This window comes from uncultured Campylobacter sp. (genome assembly GCF_938039245.1).
In the GTDB taxonomy this organism is placed as follows: Bacteria; Campylobacterota; Campylobacteria; order Campylobacterales; family Campylobacteraceae; genus Campylobacter_A.
In genome coordinates this window covers 1-15,882 of sequence record NZ_CALHVN010000028.1, presented here as the reverse complement: position 1 = coordinate 15,882, position 15,882 = coordinate 1, and the positions used below count along the sequence as shown (strand labels likewise).

Here is a 15,882-nt window from a genome sequence, read left to right as displayed (position 1 = left end):
ATTTGTAAAACTATTTGTATCTGATATAAAAGCCGTAAAGCAGTATCGCCGCGCCGACGGCCGCAATCAGCCAGCCGACTACGTCGAATTCGCCCGTGCTTTCTAGCAGATTGTAGGCTTTAAGCCCGTTAAAAACCAATAAAAGCATCCCTATAGATACGCAAGCATACACCTTAAACGTAGTCATGAGTTTCCTTTTAAGATAAATTTTCAATACGAATAATTATATAGATATTATGCTTATCAGATAATGAAAAAGAGGGAAGCTGAAGCAAAAATTTAAAGCAACTATAAAAAACGAAAAAAGTAAATTTTAGGAAAATATATAGGATAAAAAAGAAGAGTGGATCAAAAATTTAACGGCGGTTGGCAGAGTTTGGGTGGCCTACAAGCCAAATTCTAGTCCGCTCATACGTTTCATATTTTTTAGTGAGGCTTGTTTGTTTTGTTCTAAAATTTCTATGAGTCTTTCAAGCATAGGTGTAGAGGCGTATTCGCATAGCTCAATGATTTTTACTACGGCTTTGCTTTTCTCGCCAGCGTTTTCGCTCTCGCCTTGTTTTTTGATAAAATCTTTTAAAAACTCAGCAGAGTCGTCTAAAAATAGCTCCTGCTCGCTCACTTCAAGAGCCTTTGCCATATACGGTATCAGCTCGGCCTTAATCTCTCTGGTGCCGTTTAGGTAGTTATATATCGTAGGTACAGAGGGGATTTCGCCCGTGCTTTTGAGTCTAGGCTCCAAAGCGGTAAAACGCTCTAAAAAGTCCTTTTTCTTTAAACCTTTGCTCTTTATGATCGAATTTATCCTCTCGTAAATTTGCATAATTTATCCTTTGCGGCTAATTTTTGCGATTATACTTCTGCGCTCTATGCTTATAAAATAATTTTATGCTTATAGAATAGAATATGCTATAAACTTTCATTTTAAAATTTACGAGGAGTAGAAAATGAAAAATACGATTTTGATGAGCTTGGCAGACAAATTGCCTAGCACGGGCGAGGTCGTCTTGCGCAACAAGCTTGACGGCGTAAGCGATGAGACTTTAAACAAGATAAGCGCTTCGATACCTATGCTAAATTTAAAAAGTCCGGGCGCAGGGCTTGTGCTTGGGTTGCTTTTTGGAGGGCTTGGCGTAGATAGGTTTTATAAAGGCGATATAGGGCTTGGGTTTATGAAGCTTTTACTATTATTTATTTTGGGATTTATTTTAAATTTGGCGCAGACGCAGCCTAGCGATACGACTTATACGATGTTGGTTCTCTTTACCGTCGTGGCCGTTATTTGGATGTTTGTCGATCTTTTCTTGGTATTTAGCGGTATAAAAAAGGATAATTTAAACAAAATCCTTATGATACTTTAATTAACCTCGTGCTTGCGTCCGTTTGGATCGCAAGCCTCTTTCCTTAAACTCTAAAATAGTATAATCTACGTAAAATTTCCAAAAATAATCATAGCTTCAAAGGGTAAAAATGAGCGATTTTAAAATTAAATATAAAGATATAACCAAAAAAAACAAAAGAAAAAACGAGCTTGAAAACGGAATTGCGGCGAGCCGTATTAATCTTTATGCTTTAATTTTATTCGTAAAGGATTTTTGTGAATTTCCACATGACCGCGAAACATTTGAAAAAATGACCTTTGAAGTGGACAAAAATACGTATGACGTAATAAAAGATGACGAAAAAGCAATATCTATAAGCGAAAAATGTTGCGAAGAACCCCAAAAATACGTAGTAAATGAACGATATATTAGAGATGGCATTGATGGATATAACCCCAAAACGCACTCTAAAAATATAAAAAATAACTTACAAGTTATTTTTGAATGCTTTGCCTTATTATGTATAATCGACAAAACTAAAAATACTCAAAGTAAAAACAACAGAAGTACCTATATGCTATGTCCAAGTAATATACTCGAAAAACATTGCAAAAAAATCAAAGCTTCTAACGCAAAGGATAATACAAAATATGCACGCTTTAAAGATACGGCTTTTATCGTTTTAACCTCTTTGAATGGGACCGATTATATATGGGAAAAGAAAGACGAGTTAAAACAAAAGCTCGAACAAAAAGCCCGGGAAACAGCTGAAAAACTATATCCTGGTATCGGCGGTATGGCTATAAATTTTGCGACGGCTCAAATAGATCCAAAATATAAAGAAATTTGGCATAGTATTGAGTATATCTCTAGATACGACGACTCTACCGTAGCTTTAATCGCTTACAAAAGGGGCGTTACGCTTATAGACTATGAAAACCGCCCGCTAATGCTAACGGATGTCGGATTTGAGATTTTTGAGCTTTCGCTATTTAGCGGCGAATGGATAAGTTTTAGATGTAAAGATTGTCTAATCATACTTTCTCCAAAATACGTCGGGGGCGATTTTTCGCAGCTAGCCCAGCAAATTTATAAAATCTTGGACGAAAAAAGTAGGTATAAGGCAAGCGATTTTAGCAAAATTTTAAAAGGCTATACGGACGATAAATTTGATACGTCCGCTTTAATAAAATACCTTGAAAATAGCGATACTTTGCTTTCCGAAAAATTTAAAGATGAGCTAGATAAATTTAGCCGAAGTAAGCTTTTTGAGAGCTTTAACGAATTTGAAAATTTGCCGCAAAACGAGTGGATAAAGCCCGATATTAAGCTTGATTTAAATCTGCTATACAAAACTACTTCGCCTTGGCTGGATAAAAATATGGCGCTTGAGGACGTTTGTTTGGCGTGGTATGAGCAAAAAACCGGGTTTTGTGCGAAGGAATTTATCAAAAAATATAAAAGGCAAGACTACAAGCCCGTAATCGTCAAATTTGATCGTTCTAAGGATATAGAGCTTTAAATTTTCGGTCCAATATGCAACCGGTTTTGATAGTAGTAAGCCAAAATACTCAAATTTTATCCGGTCTCATCTATAAAATTTTAAAATACTAGCCAAAAACCATAGTTTGACTCGTTTTTGCGGGCATTTTATAGGTGGAAAATTCTCTTACTCCTTTTTTGACATAATTCCATCATAATTTATGCGCATAAAAATAAATCAAAAAGGTAAAAAATGGCTACAAAAGATTTAGAACAAACTATGGTGGATATTAGGGCTAGCTTGCTAACCGATAGAAATCTCTTTTTATACGGCGAAATAAACTCTAATACTTGCTTACATATGCAAGAGCAGTTGTTGTTTCTAAACGGTGAGGACGAGAGTAAAGAGATAACTATGTATATAAACGGTCCGGGAGGCGTCATAAGCGACGGCCTTGGGCTAATCGATATAATAAAGAGCATAAAAGCTCCCGTAAATACGGTCTGCGTCGGTCTTGCCGCCTCGATGTCGGCGCTTATATTTATAAACGGCGACAGGAGATATATGCTGCCAAATTCCCAGCTTATGTTACATCAGCCTCTTGGCGGAGCGTTCGGTCAGGCTAGCGATATAGAGCTTTTATCCGCGCAAATTTTGAAAACAAAAGCTAACATTCATCAAATGATTGCAAATAGTAGCGCTCTTGACGTTAAAAAAATAGAAAAGCTAACCGACAGAGACTGCTATGTAGATGCAAATACGGCTTTAAAATATAAACTAGCAGACGAGATTTTGATCTCCAATAAAATAAAAAACGTAAAAGCAAAAGGATAAAAAATGTCAAAATTTTCAATAATCAACCAAAATACGCAAAATAAAATCGTTGCTCAAGCGACCCAAGCCGTAAGCCTTGAAAAAAATTTCACGCACGCTATGATAACCGGCGAAACCGGAAGCGGCAAGACGACGGCTGCAATCTTGCCTTTACTTGAAGACAGAATAAAAGAAGGACACGGAATTATATTTTTTGATTACAAAGGCACGGAGCATTTAAAGCTAAAATATCTAGCTCAAAAACACGGTAGATTAGAAGACGTCGTGATGATGAACGTGCCTTGGGGCATAAAAATAAATATAGTAAAAGAGGCTAACGATAAAATTTTAGAGGAGTTTTTGTTTGAGAAATTCGGCGGAAACGATAAAGAGAAATTTTGGGCCCATATGGCGACCAATGTCTCGGTTAAGTGCCTGGGACTACTTAAAAAAATATACGCGCTTGATGAAAGTAAGGCATTTTCGCGTATTTTTAAAGGACCGATAAAAGACATCAATCCTAGTTTTAGAAGTATGGCCGGCAAGACTAAAACCTTAGACGATCTAAAAAAATTCTACGACGAGCTTAAAAAATACGAGCAAAGAATTTGCGATCATGAAAAACTCGCCTATCAAATGGTAGATAATTTCGGTAAAGATAAGTTTGACATAATTTTACGAAAGGACATACGCAAGCTACTAGATGCTCAAAAATCCGTCAAAAGCTTTTTAGGCGATTTTAAACAATACGGCGAAAAAAGAGACGATAATGAACAAAAGCAAAGACTATACGGTAATTACGAATTTATGCTGTCGGCAATTTACGACGTTTTAGATAGCGATCTACTAAATAAAGACGAAGGAAGCGTAAGCGGTTTGTCTGGCAGCGGCAAGATAGTCGTTATAAACGCCAATGCCATGCAAAATAGCGTATTGTCGCTTATAACTAGTAGCGCGATTTTAAATTTAAGTAAACGCACGAATAGACAAACTCCCGTTAGCGTATTTATAGACGAAGCTCAAAGGGTAATAAACTGCGCCGCCGATCTTGGAGCGGACGTTATAAGAGAGGCGAGGGTCGAGCTTATCCTTGCCTTTCAAAACGAAAGCATACTAAAAAGTACGCTTAAAAGCGATGAAAGATTTAAGGAGCTAGCGGGAAATTTAACCAATCAATTTTTCTTCCGTAACTCCCAGCCCCAATACGCAAATGGAAAGTATTGCGATTTTAGCAAGCTTCAAGACTTTGAGTATTCAAAAAACGGACGAATTTTTAAAGGGAAGCCCTTGTTTTTAAACGAGCTTGATACGCTAAAAGCCGAGCTAGAATACCAAAGCATAAACCGCATAGGAGAAAGGTTTGCGGGCGAGGAGCTGGACGATGATGAAATTTTGATATACGACGAGGGGCTATTTAAAGCTGAAAATAAATTTATCCGCAAAAAGATAGGCAGTAAGGGCGAGAGTTTATGCGACGGCAAACTAAGCGACGAGGAGGAACGAGCTTTTCAAGAGATGGCGAAAATCGCATCAAAAACCGTGACAAAAATAGCAGCTACCGATTCCTATCGTAAGCGCACAGAAATAGAGTTGTAAAATGGGCAAATTTAACTTTTTCTCGGAACTGCCGAATATGCAATTTTCTCCGTCTATACCCTTTAAAGACATTAAAGAGATCGAAAGCGGGCTTAGCGAATATATGGAGCTATGTCAAAAGGCTCCCGACGAGGCCTTTGAGAACGGTAAAAAGCTAGCTCTTTACCTAGACGATACCAGTAGGAAAAGAATAGCTTTGATGGGGAAAATGACGGTTACTGCGGTTAATGCGATATTTTTCTTAAACGTAACGAAAAAAGATGCGGATATACTGCTTTACGACAAAAAAAGAAGAGATCTTGCAAATTTCGCATTCGGTAGCATTTTTGGCGCAATACTTACGGCGATTTGGTCGCTTTTTTGATTCTCAACATTATGCGAGCGCGGCGAAATCATATCGTCCGCTCGTTTAGATAAAATTAACGAATTAACAAAACATTAGTCTCAAAATTTCTTTTAGCTCTTTTTGCGCATCTTCGTTTAATTCGCCCGCTTTTGAGACGAACCTATCCGTGCTAACGCATCTTATTTGATCGCATAAAATTTTAGCGTCTTTATCCAGCAGCTCAAATTCTACCCTATAAGGCGCGTTAAAACCTTTGCTAGTTATCGGCGCTATCAGCCTAGTTTGCAAATAATCAAGTTGTGGCGGCGAAATAATAACGCAAGGTCTAGTCTTTTTTATCTCTGCGCCCACGGTGGGATCTAAATTTATAAACCAAATTTCGTATCTAGTCATTACCACCGCCACTCTTTATCGTTTAAATCAATACCTTCAAAAGCTTCTTGCTTTTCTTTTTTTGCCGTTTTTCTAAGTTCCGGCGTATCCCAGTCGCTTATGTCGTTTGGTTTTATCGGTCTTAAAAATATGCCGTCTTGTAGAATTTCAAGCGAGATGGTTTTTAACTCAAACTGTTCGACTATCTTTTTTGGTATCCTTATGCCCCAAGAGTTGCCTATCTGGATTAAATTTACAGTCATTTTTATATCCTTTCAAGGTAATTATATAGTAATTATTCTAAAATCGGATTAAAAAATCGGTTTTTAAAATCTAACCTCTTTCTAGCTACTAAATTTGATAAATTTCATCATATTTACTCGGTCTTATTTTTAACTTTCTTAAAATACGGCTTTATCTTTTCTGTTAGATACGGTTCGACTACGTCGTAATCAAAAGTAAAATACGCGCCGTATTGCGAGTGAGATACCGAAGCCCCGTCTACGGCTAGGTATTGTATCATTAGCTTATCGTTAGCTATCCAGATGTCTTTTTCGTCGGGATCGATTTTTTTAGCATACTTTGCATATCCGTAATTTTTCGGGTCATCGTTCGCTAGCTTTTTAAGAAGCTCTATAAGACCTTGTTTGTCGGCTAAAAAATCCTTAGCCGTAAATAACTTACCGCCTATATAGGTTTCATATTCATGGTAAGCCCAGTCGTTACCGCAGCCTTTATAGAAATCGGCATACGACACAACTACCATATCTTTATAAACGTAGTAGATATCCCTAGCGTTACTATCGCCCCAAGAAGAACAGTAATCGACGTCCCCTTGTTTAAAATACTCCTCCGCTAATTTTACGTATTTTTTAAAATCTTGAACTTTTGGATATTGCGCTTTTAGCTCGGAGTATATAAAGGCGCCTCCGTCTTTGCGATATCCTTCGTCTTCTTTATAATCGGGCTTTTTCGAGTCGCGCAGGTATTCATAGTAACTAGGCGTTCTGTGTTGCCAAAGAGCTACGCCGTAAATCGGCGCGCTAAAAATTTCATCTAAAACGATACCGTATTTTTCGCCGTTACTTTCTCTAATCTTTACGCCTACTTTTTTATCGCTTAACTGCCAAATCGTATATTCGTTTTTGATATCGCTATATCTATCTTCACATTCAAAGTATCCTATATCTGTTTGTTTACATTTTATCTTTTCGTTCCCTTCAAGCAGGCTCCAAGAGTGTTCGCCTATCTTGCCGCCGTCAGCTTGCTCAAAGTCTATGATACTAGGCTTGCCGTCAAAATAAGTAAGGACTACGGTTAAATTCGAATCGTCTTTTGAAAATACCTTTTGAACGCCTTGTTTCGGTTTTTGGCCTTTGACTTTGCCGTATTTACCGGGGCAATGCGCTTCTTGTTTATCGGCCTTGCATAAGGCTAGTACTTCCGGATCGACGTCTCTTGCTTGAATAGCCGCAAAACAAAGGGATAAGGCTAATGCTATCTTTTTCATTTACATCCTTTTCGGTTTGATTTTTTCTTTTAAAATGATATCACAAATCGGCTTACGAATGCTATATGAATTAAAATATTAACAAGAATACTTTGCGTATAATAAGGCGTAATTAAATTTGAAGGATTTTAATGGGAACCACAACTAAGACTTGCGAGTATTGCCGCGGAAGCGGCTTTATTAGAACAAACGTGTATTGCCGCGAGTGTGGAGAATCCGGCAAATTAACTTATTATGACGCGCAAATCGGCAAGGAGGTCAAAAAAGCGGCAAATAGTTTTTTGGATGCGATTTTCTTATTACTTGAAAAACCGCTTGCATTTTTGATACCCGGGCTTATCATTTATGCTATCACCAAAAAACTATTTTGAGTTGTCGCTAGGATACTTAACGGGAACGTTTATAGTCGGCGCGTATCTTCACGCATATATTCTATTTAGTTCTAATTTTGCGGAATTCGGGAAGATACATAAAGGTTTCATAGTAGCTTCTCTTGCGTTGTTTAGCTTATTAATGACGGATTTTACGAAAATTCAAGAGGTCGATATGACGATACCTTGCACTATAGGCTTTTTCGTCGTAAATTTCGTTAGCTTCTACAAATGGTATTTTAGGGTTCTTTTCGCAATGGCGCTTGTGGTTTGTGCGTTGTTGTTATTATATGCAGGGGCAAGAGGCTTATTTTCATAAGAGGTTTACGACCGGATTTGATAGTCCGATCGTAAATTTTAAGATTTTATTTAAAAGTAAAAGTTCCGACGTTGGTTGGAATTTTTACTTCCAAAATTTGATCGCAATTAGAAAAAGTTACCTTCGCGCTCTCTCCATAATCCAGTTTCGATATGCTTGTGTCAGGACTATCGCTTGGAGAAGCTATTTTCTTATTTGGACCGACGACAATGCCGTATTTGTTTTGTACCGGACCAAGAGTACTGAATACGTCCATGAGAAATTTTGACGTATCCATAGGCTTGCATCTTCCCTTATTGGCTACTATTTTTGCATGGTCTATCGTAATTATACCGTCATATAGCGATGTTATCTCTATGCTTGGATATTTATCGGAAGTTTGAAATTTAACGCGTAGCGGCACATCTTTCGCAGACAGTACTCCTGCCAGAAAAACAAAAACTAAAAACAACTTTTTCATAAATTCTCCTTAATAAAATAGATTTGTAAACCCTAATTCGCCGCTCTTACGCAACGAACGGTATTATTTTTCGAGACTTTATCCCAGTGCGCGTTGCCGTTATCAAACAAGACGCTCCACGCTACCGAAAAACTATCCGCCCTAACGGTCGCCGACCAATATTTACTATTTTTTGCATCGAAATTTTTAAATGCTCCGTTTAATGCGCGGTTTTTATCGTCGTAGTCGATTATACTCATTAGCTCCGTTCTGGCTGGGAGCTTCCAGTCGGTAAATCCCGCAAGATTTAAATTTCTGCAGTAGTCTTTGGCTTGTTGCCAGCCTATCAAAGGCGTATTTGGCGTATCTTGCCACATTAAAACGCCCAGTATATCTTTTTTGCACGTTACGATATCGGTTGAATCGTCTCTGCCGCAATTTTTATGTTTGCTTTTTGATGTGCTCGTATCTTGCAAATGCGCTTGTTTTTTAACGGCGCTATTTTGAGCGCAACCGCCGATAAAAAACATAGCCGTCAGGCAAGCTAAAAATAATTTTCTTTTCATCCTAATTCTCCCGCTATTTGATATTTCTTACGCATCGCACGGAATTTTCGGACGTCATATCGCCCCAATACGTTCCGCCGTCTTGGAAATTTACGTACCAAGCGCTGGACGAATTTTTTGAATTCATCGTAGCCGACCAATACCAAGTATTATTTTTACTAAAATATCTAAACGCGTTATTTAGGGCCGGATTAAATTTGTCGTCGTCTATTATATTTGATAGCTCGGATATGCTAGGCAACCTCCAATCCGAAAATCCGCCGTGCTGTAAGTCATCGCAATATTTTTTAGCATTCCCCCAGGCAGTAGGCGCTACAGTCGCTTCGCTATCTTGCCACATGAGATTAGCTTGCGGATCTACGACTACGCCCAAGTTATTGTCTCTTATAAATTCGTCTTGATAAGATTCAAAAGCCTGATTTACGCCCTCTCGTTTTGTTTTAGCCTCCCAAAGCTCTCTTTGCCTTTTTTCTTCGGCGATTCTTAATTCTTCAAGCCTTTGAACCTCGGCTCGTCTAATCTCCTCTAATCTTCTTTCTTCGGCTGCCCTTATTTCTCTTTGTCTTCTCGCCTCTGCCTCCCTAGCCTCGGCTTCTTCTTTGGCTTTTTGCCCTTTTTTGGTAATGTACAGCTTATTCGCATCGACTATTACGCTAGCAGACGCATCATGCCCGACATATACATCCTCCTCTCCGCAAACCTCGTAGTATCCGTTGTCGTCATATGGGTAGCAAACTCTAATGTTGTGAGCACCTGCGGAAACTATGACGTGAGAATCGCTTCTTGACGTACTAGCCTTCGGATTGCCGTCCACAAATATGATCCCTCCCTTTTTCGGCACCATAGTCAAGGCGGCAGCGGTAATACTTTGCGTATTGTCGGGGACTCCAAACAATAAGCTACCTAAGTTATTAAGTACGGCCATGCTAAGATCTACTCCCATAGTTTTTTTAAGAGCATCTTCGTCAAATGCTATTTTTGGATCCAAATACGTCCTTGCCGTTATGGAAATTTGCGATTTAGCATGTAAAAAACAAGGGGCAATAACGCAAACGGCCAAAATAATAAATTTCCTCATACTATATTCCTTTGAAAATTTAATTCACGCTACTCTGAATATATTATGCTATCGGCCGGCAGCTTGACGTTTTGAGCTTGTTTAATCTTATCAAGCATTGAAGGGTCGGCTTTTAACATCATTCGTAAAAATTTCTCATTAGATTCAGCATCATTGTTTTTAGTCATAAAATCTATACTCATTTTTGCAAAATTACTTCTTGGGATATATGTAACTTTTAGTTCATCTGGAGACCAATTTATATTTTTCGCACTGCCCCTATCGCTTTTAGGCCTCCATACGCTAGTAAGCTTAGATAGTACGCTATGAACCATTTTATCGGCAAATGGTTCTGTAAACCCTACCGTTTCATATCCGGGCGCAAAAGAGTACTCCTTGCCTATAAATTCTGTATCATTGCTACCTTTACCGTAAAAACCTATCACTCTAACGTGCGGTCTGGATGGATCCCTTTGGTCTTTATCGGTCATTTTTCTTAGTATAGTCAATGGAGCGGTTATTAGTTCTCCTACTTTAAGAGCGGCGTCGGATATAGCGTTAATTTTTAGCGTGAATGCCACATCGACTATCATTGCCTCCTCTTTTAGCTCTGCTAAGCAGTATGGAGTCTCGTTCCCTTTAAAAGTGTATTGTTGATCATCGTAAGAGCTAGCCTTGATAACACCTTCGGTTTGACATCTAATTTCTTTAACTTTATAGTAGTTTTTCTTTATATTTTCTGGAATTTCCGGAAATATCAGTTTGTTTTGACCTATATCTCTTATCGTGCTACCGCTACTAGAAGCAGCGCATCCTGCAAAGAAAATAGCCGAAGCGATAACCAAAAAATGTAAAATTTTCATTTTTGAAGCCTTTCTGATTTAATTTGAATAATTATACCATTTATTTATTCATATAGCATAATAAAGACTTTAAAAATATGGTCTCATTACGGCTGTATAGAAATTTGAGTTTCTCCTTTTAAAAATTTGCCGCTAGGCTCTACATCCAAAGTTTTATTTTCGTCTATTTGGTTTCCTGTCAGTAGTTTTTGTAAATCGTCTATTTGTTTAGATTTTATTTTAACTTCTTGGTTTAAGTCTGCGATCTGACTATTTTTGCTTCTACAAATTTGCTTTAACTCCTGTAGATCTTGCTTCAGGAACAGCACGATATCTTTTATATCGGTAGATAAAGAGCACTCTTGAAACTCAAGCTCATCTTCAAGCAAGGTAGGATTTCTTTCAAATTTTTCCTGCAAAAGTATTTGATTTTCTTCAGCTATTTCTTTAACGGTCATAAAAACATCGATCAAATTAGTATAATCTTTTGCTAAATTTTGATAAATTTGAGAGCGCATGACAATATCTTCTAGCGCGCTACCGGGCTGAGTATTTTTTATAGAATTTGTAATGGTTGCAAAATGTCTGCCGGGTAAATGAGTGGTATACTTTTTTGCGGGTCCTCCAAGATCTTTTGCGTAGTCCTTTCCACGCGGCATATTGCAAATTTGAGCCATCTTTGTTTGCATGGCTTTCATATCGCGAATTTTTAGCTTCCGTCTAATGCTTTTGCAGTTTTCATCTAAATTTAGCAAAATTATATGAGCATGATAGTTTATTTTGCCGTTTTCAACGTCTTCACCCTCGTCTTTATGTATAGCAAGAAGCAAAATTTTAAAGCCGTAGCTTTTCTTTAACCACTTGCCGCACTTTTTTATCTGATCCATCGTCACGTTTTTATCGATACTTAAAACAAGTTCTTGAAGCAAAGATTGTTTAGCTTGAAATTTTTTAGGAGCTTTTCCATATCGTAACACATAAGCGTCTTGTATTTGCTTTATCTCATTTTGAAAAATTTCTATGGCCTGATCGGAACTCGAAATGCTTAGTTCGTTATTTTTGGTATAGTTTTTGTCCACATAAACAGGAATCATGTCGCCATCCCTAATATCATGATAAAACGCCGCCAAGGTGACTTTTTGCATGTTTGCGCTAAATGTTCTCATTATTTTTCTCCTTAAAAAGTGGCGCCATACGGCGCTCACATTAATTAACCTTGCTTGGCTTTGGTTTGGCCGGGTTTAATTCCTCAGTAACTTCTGCCTGTATGCGTTTTACGAGGCTATCGTCTATACCGAGCTGTTTTGCTTTCAACACGTATCTATGATAGTCTGCATAGGCCTTTGTAAGGCGCCAAATTAGCTTTGCCCTAGCATTGCTTTCTTGGAATGTAGTCATTTTTGACCTCCTTATTTTAATTAAATTTGAGCAATTTTTTATTGCTCTTACAAATAATTATACTAATTGCTTTTCGGATTTCTCGATTTTGTGCAAAAATGCTAAATTTTTATTTTATATTTGGATATAAGCACGTAAAATAGGGCTTTGCGTAATGATATTTTTATATGGCTCATACTAAAATTTCAATAAAAATCAAGGGTTTCCAATGAAAATCCTTCACGTAAACGAAAATTTCACAAATGAGAGCCTATAAACACAGTAAAAAGCATATTTATTAAATTTTTTAAGGCGAGCAAGATGCCAACCTTTGACAGTATGGTCATTTATTAAATTTGAGTACTCATGCTACTCTTAATAATTATACTAATCACTTTTCGGATTTCTTGATTTTTGAATTTTTATGCATTATAGTCGGTAAATTTTTTATATCTTTATACTTAAATATATCCGATATATTATCAAATACCCTTATGACATCCTCTTGCCTATCTAAATCGCTATTTTTTGCATATATATCAAATTCAGGCAAGAGCACATGGCCCATTACTTTATCAACTAGTATCGTATTTTCTGATTTTTTAAATATTTTTTTACGATTGTTTTCATGTCCTAAATAAGCACCTATATTTGGTATACTAGCGCTCAGACCTTTTTCTTTATCGTATGAGTTAAGAATATAAGCATAAAGACCCCTAAAACGATGATCGCTAACTCTTTTATCGGGAGCAACTTTATCTATAGATCGATTTACTTTTCTTTCAAAAGATTTTTTATCTTGGTATCTTTTTTGAATTTTTTCAATCCACTTATAATCACAAAGATCGTGTATACTACTGTGTGCAACAAGTACTCTTTGTGTACTTATGCCACCTTTGCCTTTTGCTGTATCTACAACTATACAAATTTTATTATCTATTGTCACAAAACTATGCTTTGTGAGTCTATAAAATTCTTCCATTCTAACTCCAGTATGAAGCTTAAATCTAAAATAATCAAGTATTTCACGTTCAATGTTGTATTCGCCTGAAAATATCTTTTTAACCTGGTCTATTGTGAAATTTATCTTTCTACCCTTTTTGTCCACAGGATACCTACTCAAGCGTTCTTTTGAGAAATAGTTAGTTTTTATAACTTCAGTATTTACAAGGAATCGAAAGAAAAATGACAAAAAACCTATTATATTATTTGATCTATCCTCACTTGTTTCCTCTTTTATTTTTTCTTGGAATTCTCTTGCTAGATCATAATCTATATACGTTAAATCCACGCATTTATCATCCAAAAACTCTTGCAGTCTTTTTGCGGCTAACTTATATTCTGCTATTGTATTTTTAGAATATTTAAGCTTTGAACCTTCTTGTTTTAAGTACTCAAGTACCAATTCATTAAGATTTAGACTATTGGAATCAGACGATTTTTTATTAGTTGACACATGTGATTTTATTGTTTGAAATACTTTATCTGGAACAAAATAACCATTCACCAAGTATCCGCCCTTTACTTTTTCAATCTCCTTTATGCTCTTGTCAAATTTTTCGTACTGAGCTATAAGCTTTTCCATATGTTTTGGCTCAATATCATCTAGTTCTCCTGTATTTTTACGAAGCTCAATACCTTCTATTTTTGCGTACATTGCTATTGCTTTGTTAATTAATGTATCTGGCAACACATCGCTATAAATACTTATAATTGATCCTGCAATGTTTAACCATCGATGCTGCGTCTTTTTTTTGGTAGTTCGAGCTATTTGTTTGTAGCAATATTTTAAATCTTCCTCAATGTTTGCATTGTTAAGTCTATTATAACTCTTAATAACCTCTCTATTGAGGTCTTTATATTCTTTTACATCAAGCAAATTTTGAATATATTCATCCATTCATAATCCTTTTTAAATTTTTAGATATATTTTAACATATCTGCTTTCTAAAATAAAGATAAATTGCTATTTAGGATTTGATAGCTCACCAAAAATATCAAGTCCACCCAATGCTTTCATTTTTGCCTTTAGCGAAATACCTTTTGCATAAACATCAGTAGCTAAATCCGTTGCATGTCCAAGCAGAACCGATGTTATATCAGTAAAGCCATTTTCAAGAGCATAGTCCTTGACTGCCTTTGCGAAATTTGCTCTTAATCTATGAAAATTTACATTTGAGTTTGGCAAAATTTTATGTATATGCTTATTAAGCCTCTTACTAAAATAATCGCAGTTGTTTCTACCTTGTTTGATATCTTCTAGCCATTTTAAATCGGCTAGAAGTTCTATGTTTTTATGTATTGGCAGTTCTCTATATTTGATTGCTCCACATTTTTGTTTCATAGTCTGCACTTTTACAAACTTGATTCCATCTTGTTCGCTTACATTGCCTGAATCCAAACTCCAAATCTCGCTAAGCCTTAATCCAGTATGTAAGGCAAATAGCATATAGTTTCTCAATTCACTTTTATCAGTACTCAATATTTTCCTTAACTCATCATGCGTAAAGTTATCTCTTGGCGATTTATCTTCTCGTGAAATCTTAAAAGGTGTCAAAAGTTTAAATGGATTTTCTTGCACCATTTTAATTTTCAAAGCATAATCAAACAATCTAGTCGCGTAACATGTGTAGTTATTTATAGTTTTTTTATTTAAATTTTTATCATTTATCAAATGAAGTTGAAATTTTTCACACTCTTGATATGTGATTTTATCTGACTCTAAATTTTTAAAAAATTCATCTAACATTTTACCTGTTTTTATATAGTAACCTTTGGTTTTATTACTTGATTTTGACTTTTCGCATTCTGTTTTAACATACTGATTAGCTATTTGACTAAATGATAATTCTATTTTTGGTTGTTTTATATTTTCTTTTTCTGTGCAACATATTTTCGTATTATATACACCATAAAACTCACCCACCACTCTTTGAAATATGCCTTTATACTCAGCGGTACTTAGATATGCTTTGTTTTCTTGTATGGTAATTTTTTTGTTCACACTATCAGCTAATCTATTTTTTATAAGAGATTTAAAGTTTGTCGAAAGCTTTGAGTTAACTGTCCTACTGTTTAGCTTTTTAAGAGCTGCTCTATCAGCTTCATATTTTATTTTATTGGCAATTATCATTGCTTGATACTCATCATTTGTAAATAAGCAATATTTTACAGTTAGTCGTTTTTGGTCTTTTAAAGCTATGTCGTAGTAGTAAAAATTTGGTCTATTTTTGAGTTTAGTTATTAGCTTAGAGCTCATACATAGATCCTTTTGAAGCAAAGGCTGTATGTAACAAGACTACCAAATCTATGTAACAACTCAAAATTGTCCTAAATTTCAGACAATTTTTAAAATGCAATACCTTAAAAAAATAACGTATTTTAGGGGATCTTATATTTAAAAACGCCATATTCTGGCGGACAGAGAGGGATTTGAACCCTCGAGCCCCGGTTAGAAGCTGCACCCTTA

The 15,882-nt window shown here is 36.2% G+C and carries 19 protein-coding genes; 6 read left to right on the top strand and 13 right to left on the bottom strand.

What is annotated here, in order from left to right; translation table 11 throughout:
• Positions 1-10: 10 nt before the first annotated feature.
• Entirely contained in the window at positions 11-187 is a 177-nt protein-coding gene (locus Q0218_RS04985; RefSeq protein WP_297966972.1) for a hypothetical protein, read from the bottom strand.
• Positions 188-385: 198 nt separating this feature from the next.
• A complete protein-coding gene (locus Q0218_RS04980; RefSeq protein WP_297966969.1) occupies positions 386-823 on the bottom strand; it encodes a hypothetical protein in 438 nt (145 codons plus the stop codon).
• A gap of 124 nt (positions 824-947) precedes the next feature.
• Here Q0218_RS04980 and Q0218_RS04975 point away from each other — a divergent pair, with 124 nt between their 5' ends.
• The 5 genes from Q0218_RS04975 to Q0218_RS04955 all read left to right on the top strand — a co-directional run bounded on the left by Q0218_RS04975 (position 948) and on the right by Q0218_RS04955 (position 5,578).
• Positions 948-1,361: an NINE protein gene (locus Q0218_RS04975; protein ID WP_297966966.1), complete on the top strand. Its 414-nt coding sequence runs from the start codon at positions 948-950 to the stop codon at positions 1,359-1,361.
• A gap of 109 nt (positions 1,362-1,470) precedes the next feature.
• Complete coding sequence (locus Q0218_RS04970; protein WP_297966963.1) at positions 1,471-2,844, top strand: hypothetical protein; 1,374 nt, start codon at positions 1,471-1,473, stop codon at positions 2,842-2,844.
• A 213-nt stretch (positions 2,845-3,057) separates the two neighbouring features.
• The gene (locus tag Q0218_RS04965; RefSeq protein ID WP_297966961.1) at positions 3,058-3,639 is read left to right on the top strand and encodes an ATP-dependent Clp protease proteolytic subunit; all 582 of its coding nucleotides are present in this window, start codon (positions 3,058-3,060) and stop codon (positions 3,637-3,639) included.
• Positions 3,640-3,642: 3 nt separating this feature from the next.
• Positions 3,643-5,214: a type IV secretion system DNA-binding domain-containing protein gene (locus Q0218_RS04960; RefSeq protein ID WP_297966958.1), complete on the top strand. Its 1,572-nt coding sequence runs from the start codon at positions 3,643-3,645 to the stop codon at positions 5,212-5,214.
• A gap of 37 nt (positions 5,215-5,251) precedes the next feature.
• Entirely contained in the window at positions 5,252-5,578 is a 327-nt protein-coding gene (locus Q0218_RS04955) for a hypothetical protein (RefSeq protein WP_297966955.1), read from the top strand.
• A 63-nt stretch (positions 5,579-5,641) separates the two neighbouring features.
• On the opposite strand, the gene Q0218_RS04950 is transcribed toward Q0218_RS04955, so the two are convergent.
• From Q0218_RS04950 to Q0218_RS04940, 3 genes are all read right to left on the bottom strand, one after another.
• The gene (locus Q0218_RS04950; protein WP_297967035.1) at positions 5,642-5,953 is read right to left on the bottom strand and encodes a type II toxin-antitoxin system PemK/MazF family toxin; all 312 of its coding nucleotides are present in this window, start codon (positions 5,951-5,953) and stop codon (positions 5,642-5,644) included.
• Entirely contained in the window at positions 5,953-6,195 is a 243-nt protein-coding gene (locus Q0218_RS04945) for an AbrB/MazE/SpoVT family DNA-binding domain-containing protein (RefSeq protein WP_297966953.1), read from the bottom strand. Before Q0218_RS04945 ends, Q0218_RS04950 begins: the two co-directional genes overlap by 1 nt.
• A 113-nt stretch (positions 6,196-6,308) precedes the next feature.
• The gene (locus Q0218_RS04940; protein ID WP_297966949.1) at positions 6,309-7,442 is read right to left on the bottom strand and encodes a hypothetical protein; all 1,134 of its coding nucleotides are present in this window, start codon (positions 7,440-7,442) and stop codon (positions 6,309-6,311) included.
• A gap of 131 nt (positions 7,443-7,573) precedes the next feature.
• Between Q0218_RS04940 and Q0218_RS04935 the strand changes: the two genes are divergently transcribed.
• On the top strand, positions 7,574-7,813 hold the full coding sequence (locus Q0218_RS04935; protein WP_297966946.1) for a hypothetical protein: 240 nt from the start codon (positions 7,574-7,576) through the stop codon (positions 7,811-7,813).
• 365 nt (positions 7,814-8,178) lie between these two features.
• Here the strand turns inward: Q0218_RS04935 and Q0218_RS04930 are convergent, their stop codons facing one another.
• The 8 genes from Q0218_RS04930 to Q0218_RS04895 form a co-directional block, all read right to left on the bottom strand.
• Entirely contained in the window at positions 8,179-8,592 is a 414-nt protein-coding gene (locus Q0218_RS04930; protein WP_297966944.1) for a hypothetical protein, read from the bottom strand.
• A gap of 32 nt (positions 8,593-8,624) precedes the next feature.
• On the bottom strand, positions 8,625-9,137 hold the full coding sequence (locus Q0218_RS04925; RefSeq protein WP_297966940.1) for a DUF1566 domain-containing protein: 513 nt from the start codon (positions 9,135-9,137) through the stop codon (positions 8,625-8,627).
• Positions 9,138-9,150: 13 nt separating this feature from the next.
• Positions 9,151-10,215, bottom strand: a complete 1,065-nt coding sequence (locus Q0218_RS04920; RefSeq protein WP_297966937.1) for a DUF1566 domain-containing protein — start codon at positions 10,213-10,215, stop codon at positions 9,151-9,153.
• Positions 10,216-10,244: 29 nt separating this feature from the next.
• The gene (locus Q0218_RS04915; RefSeq protein WP_297966934.1) at positions 10,245-11,057 is read right to left on the bottom strand and encodes a hypothetical protein; all 813 of its coding nucleotides are present in this window, start codon (positions 11,055-11,057) and stop codon (positions 10,245-10,247) included.
• Positions 11,058-11,143: 86 nt separating this feature from the next.
• Positions 11,144-12,202 carry a hypothetical protein gene (locus Q0218_RS04910; protein WP_297966932.1) on the bottom strand — a complete coding sequence of 353 codons (1,059 nt, stop codon included), beginning with the start codon at positions 12,200-12,202 and terminating at the stop codon, positions 11,144-11,146.
• Positions 12,203-12,242: 40 nt separating this feature from the next.
• On the bottom strand, positions 12,243-12,434 hold the full coding sequence (locus tag Q0218_RS04905; protein WP_297966928.1) for a hypothetical protein: 192 nt from the start codon (positions 12,432-12,434) through the stop codon (positions 12,243-12,245).
• Positions 12,435-12,804: 370 nt separating this feature from the next.
• Positions 12,805-14,313 (bottom strand): hypothetical protein, encoded by a 1,509-nt coding sequence (locus tag Q0218_RS04900; protein ID WP_297966925.1) that lies wholly within the window; start codon positions 14,311-14,313, stop codon positions 12,805-12,807.
• A gap of 66 nt (positions 14,314-14,379) precedes the next feature.
• Positions 14,380-15,672, bottom strand: coding sequence for a tyrosine-type recombinase/integrase (locus Q0218_RS04895; protein ID WP_297966923.1), 1,293 nt, complete (start codon positions 15,670-15,672; stop codon positions 14,380-14,382).
• Positions 15,673-15,882 lie beyond the last annotated feature (210 nt).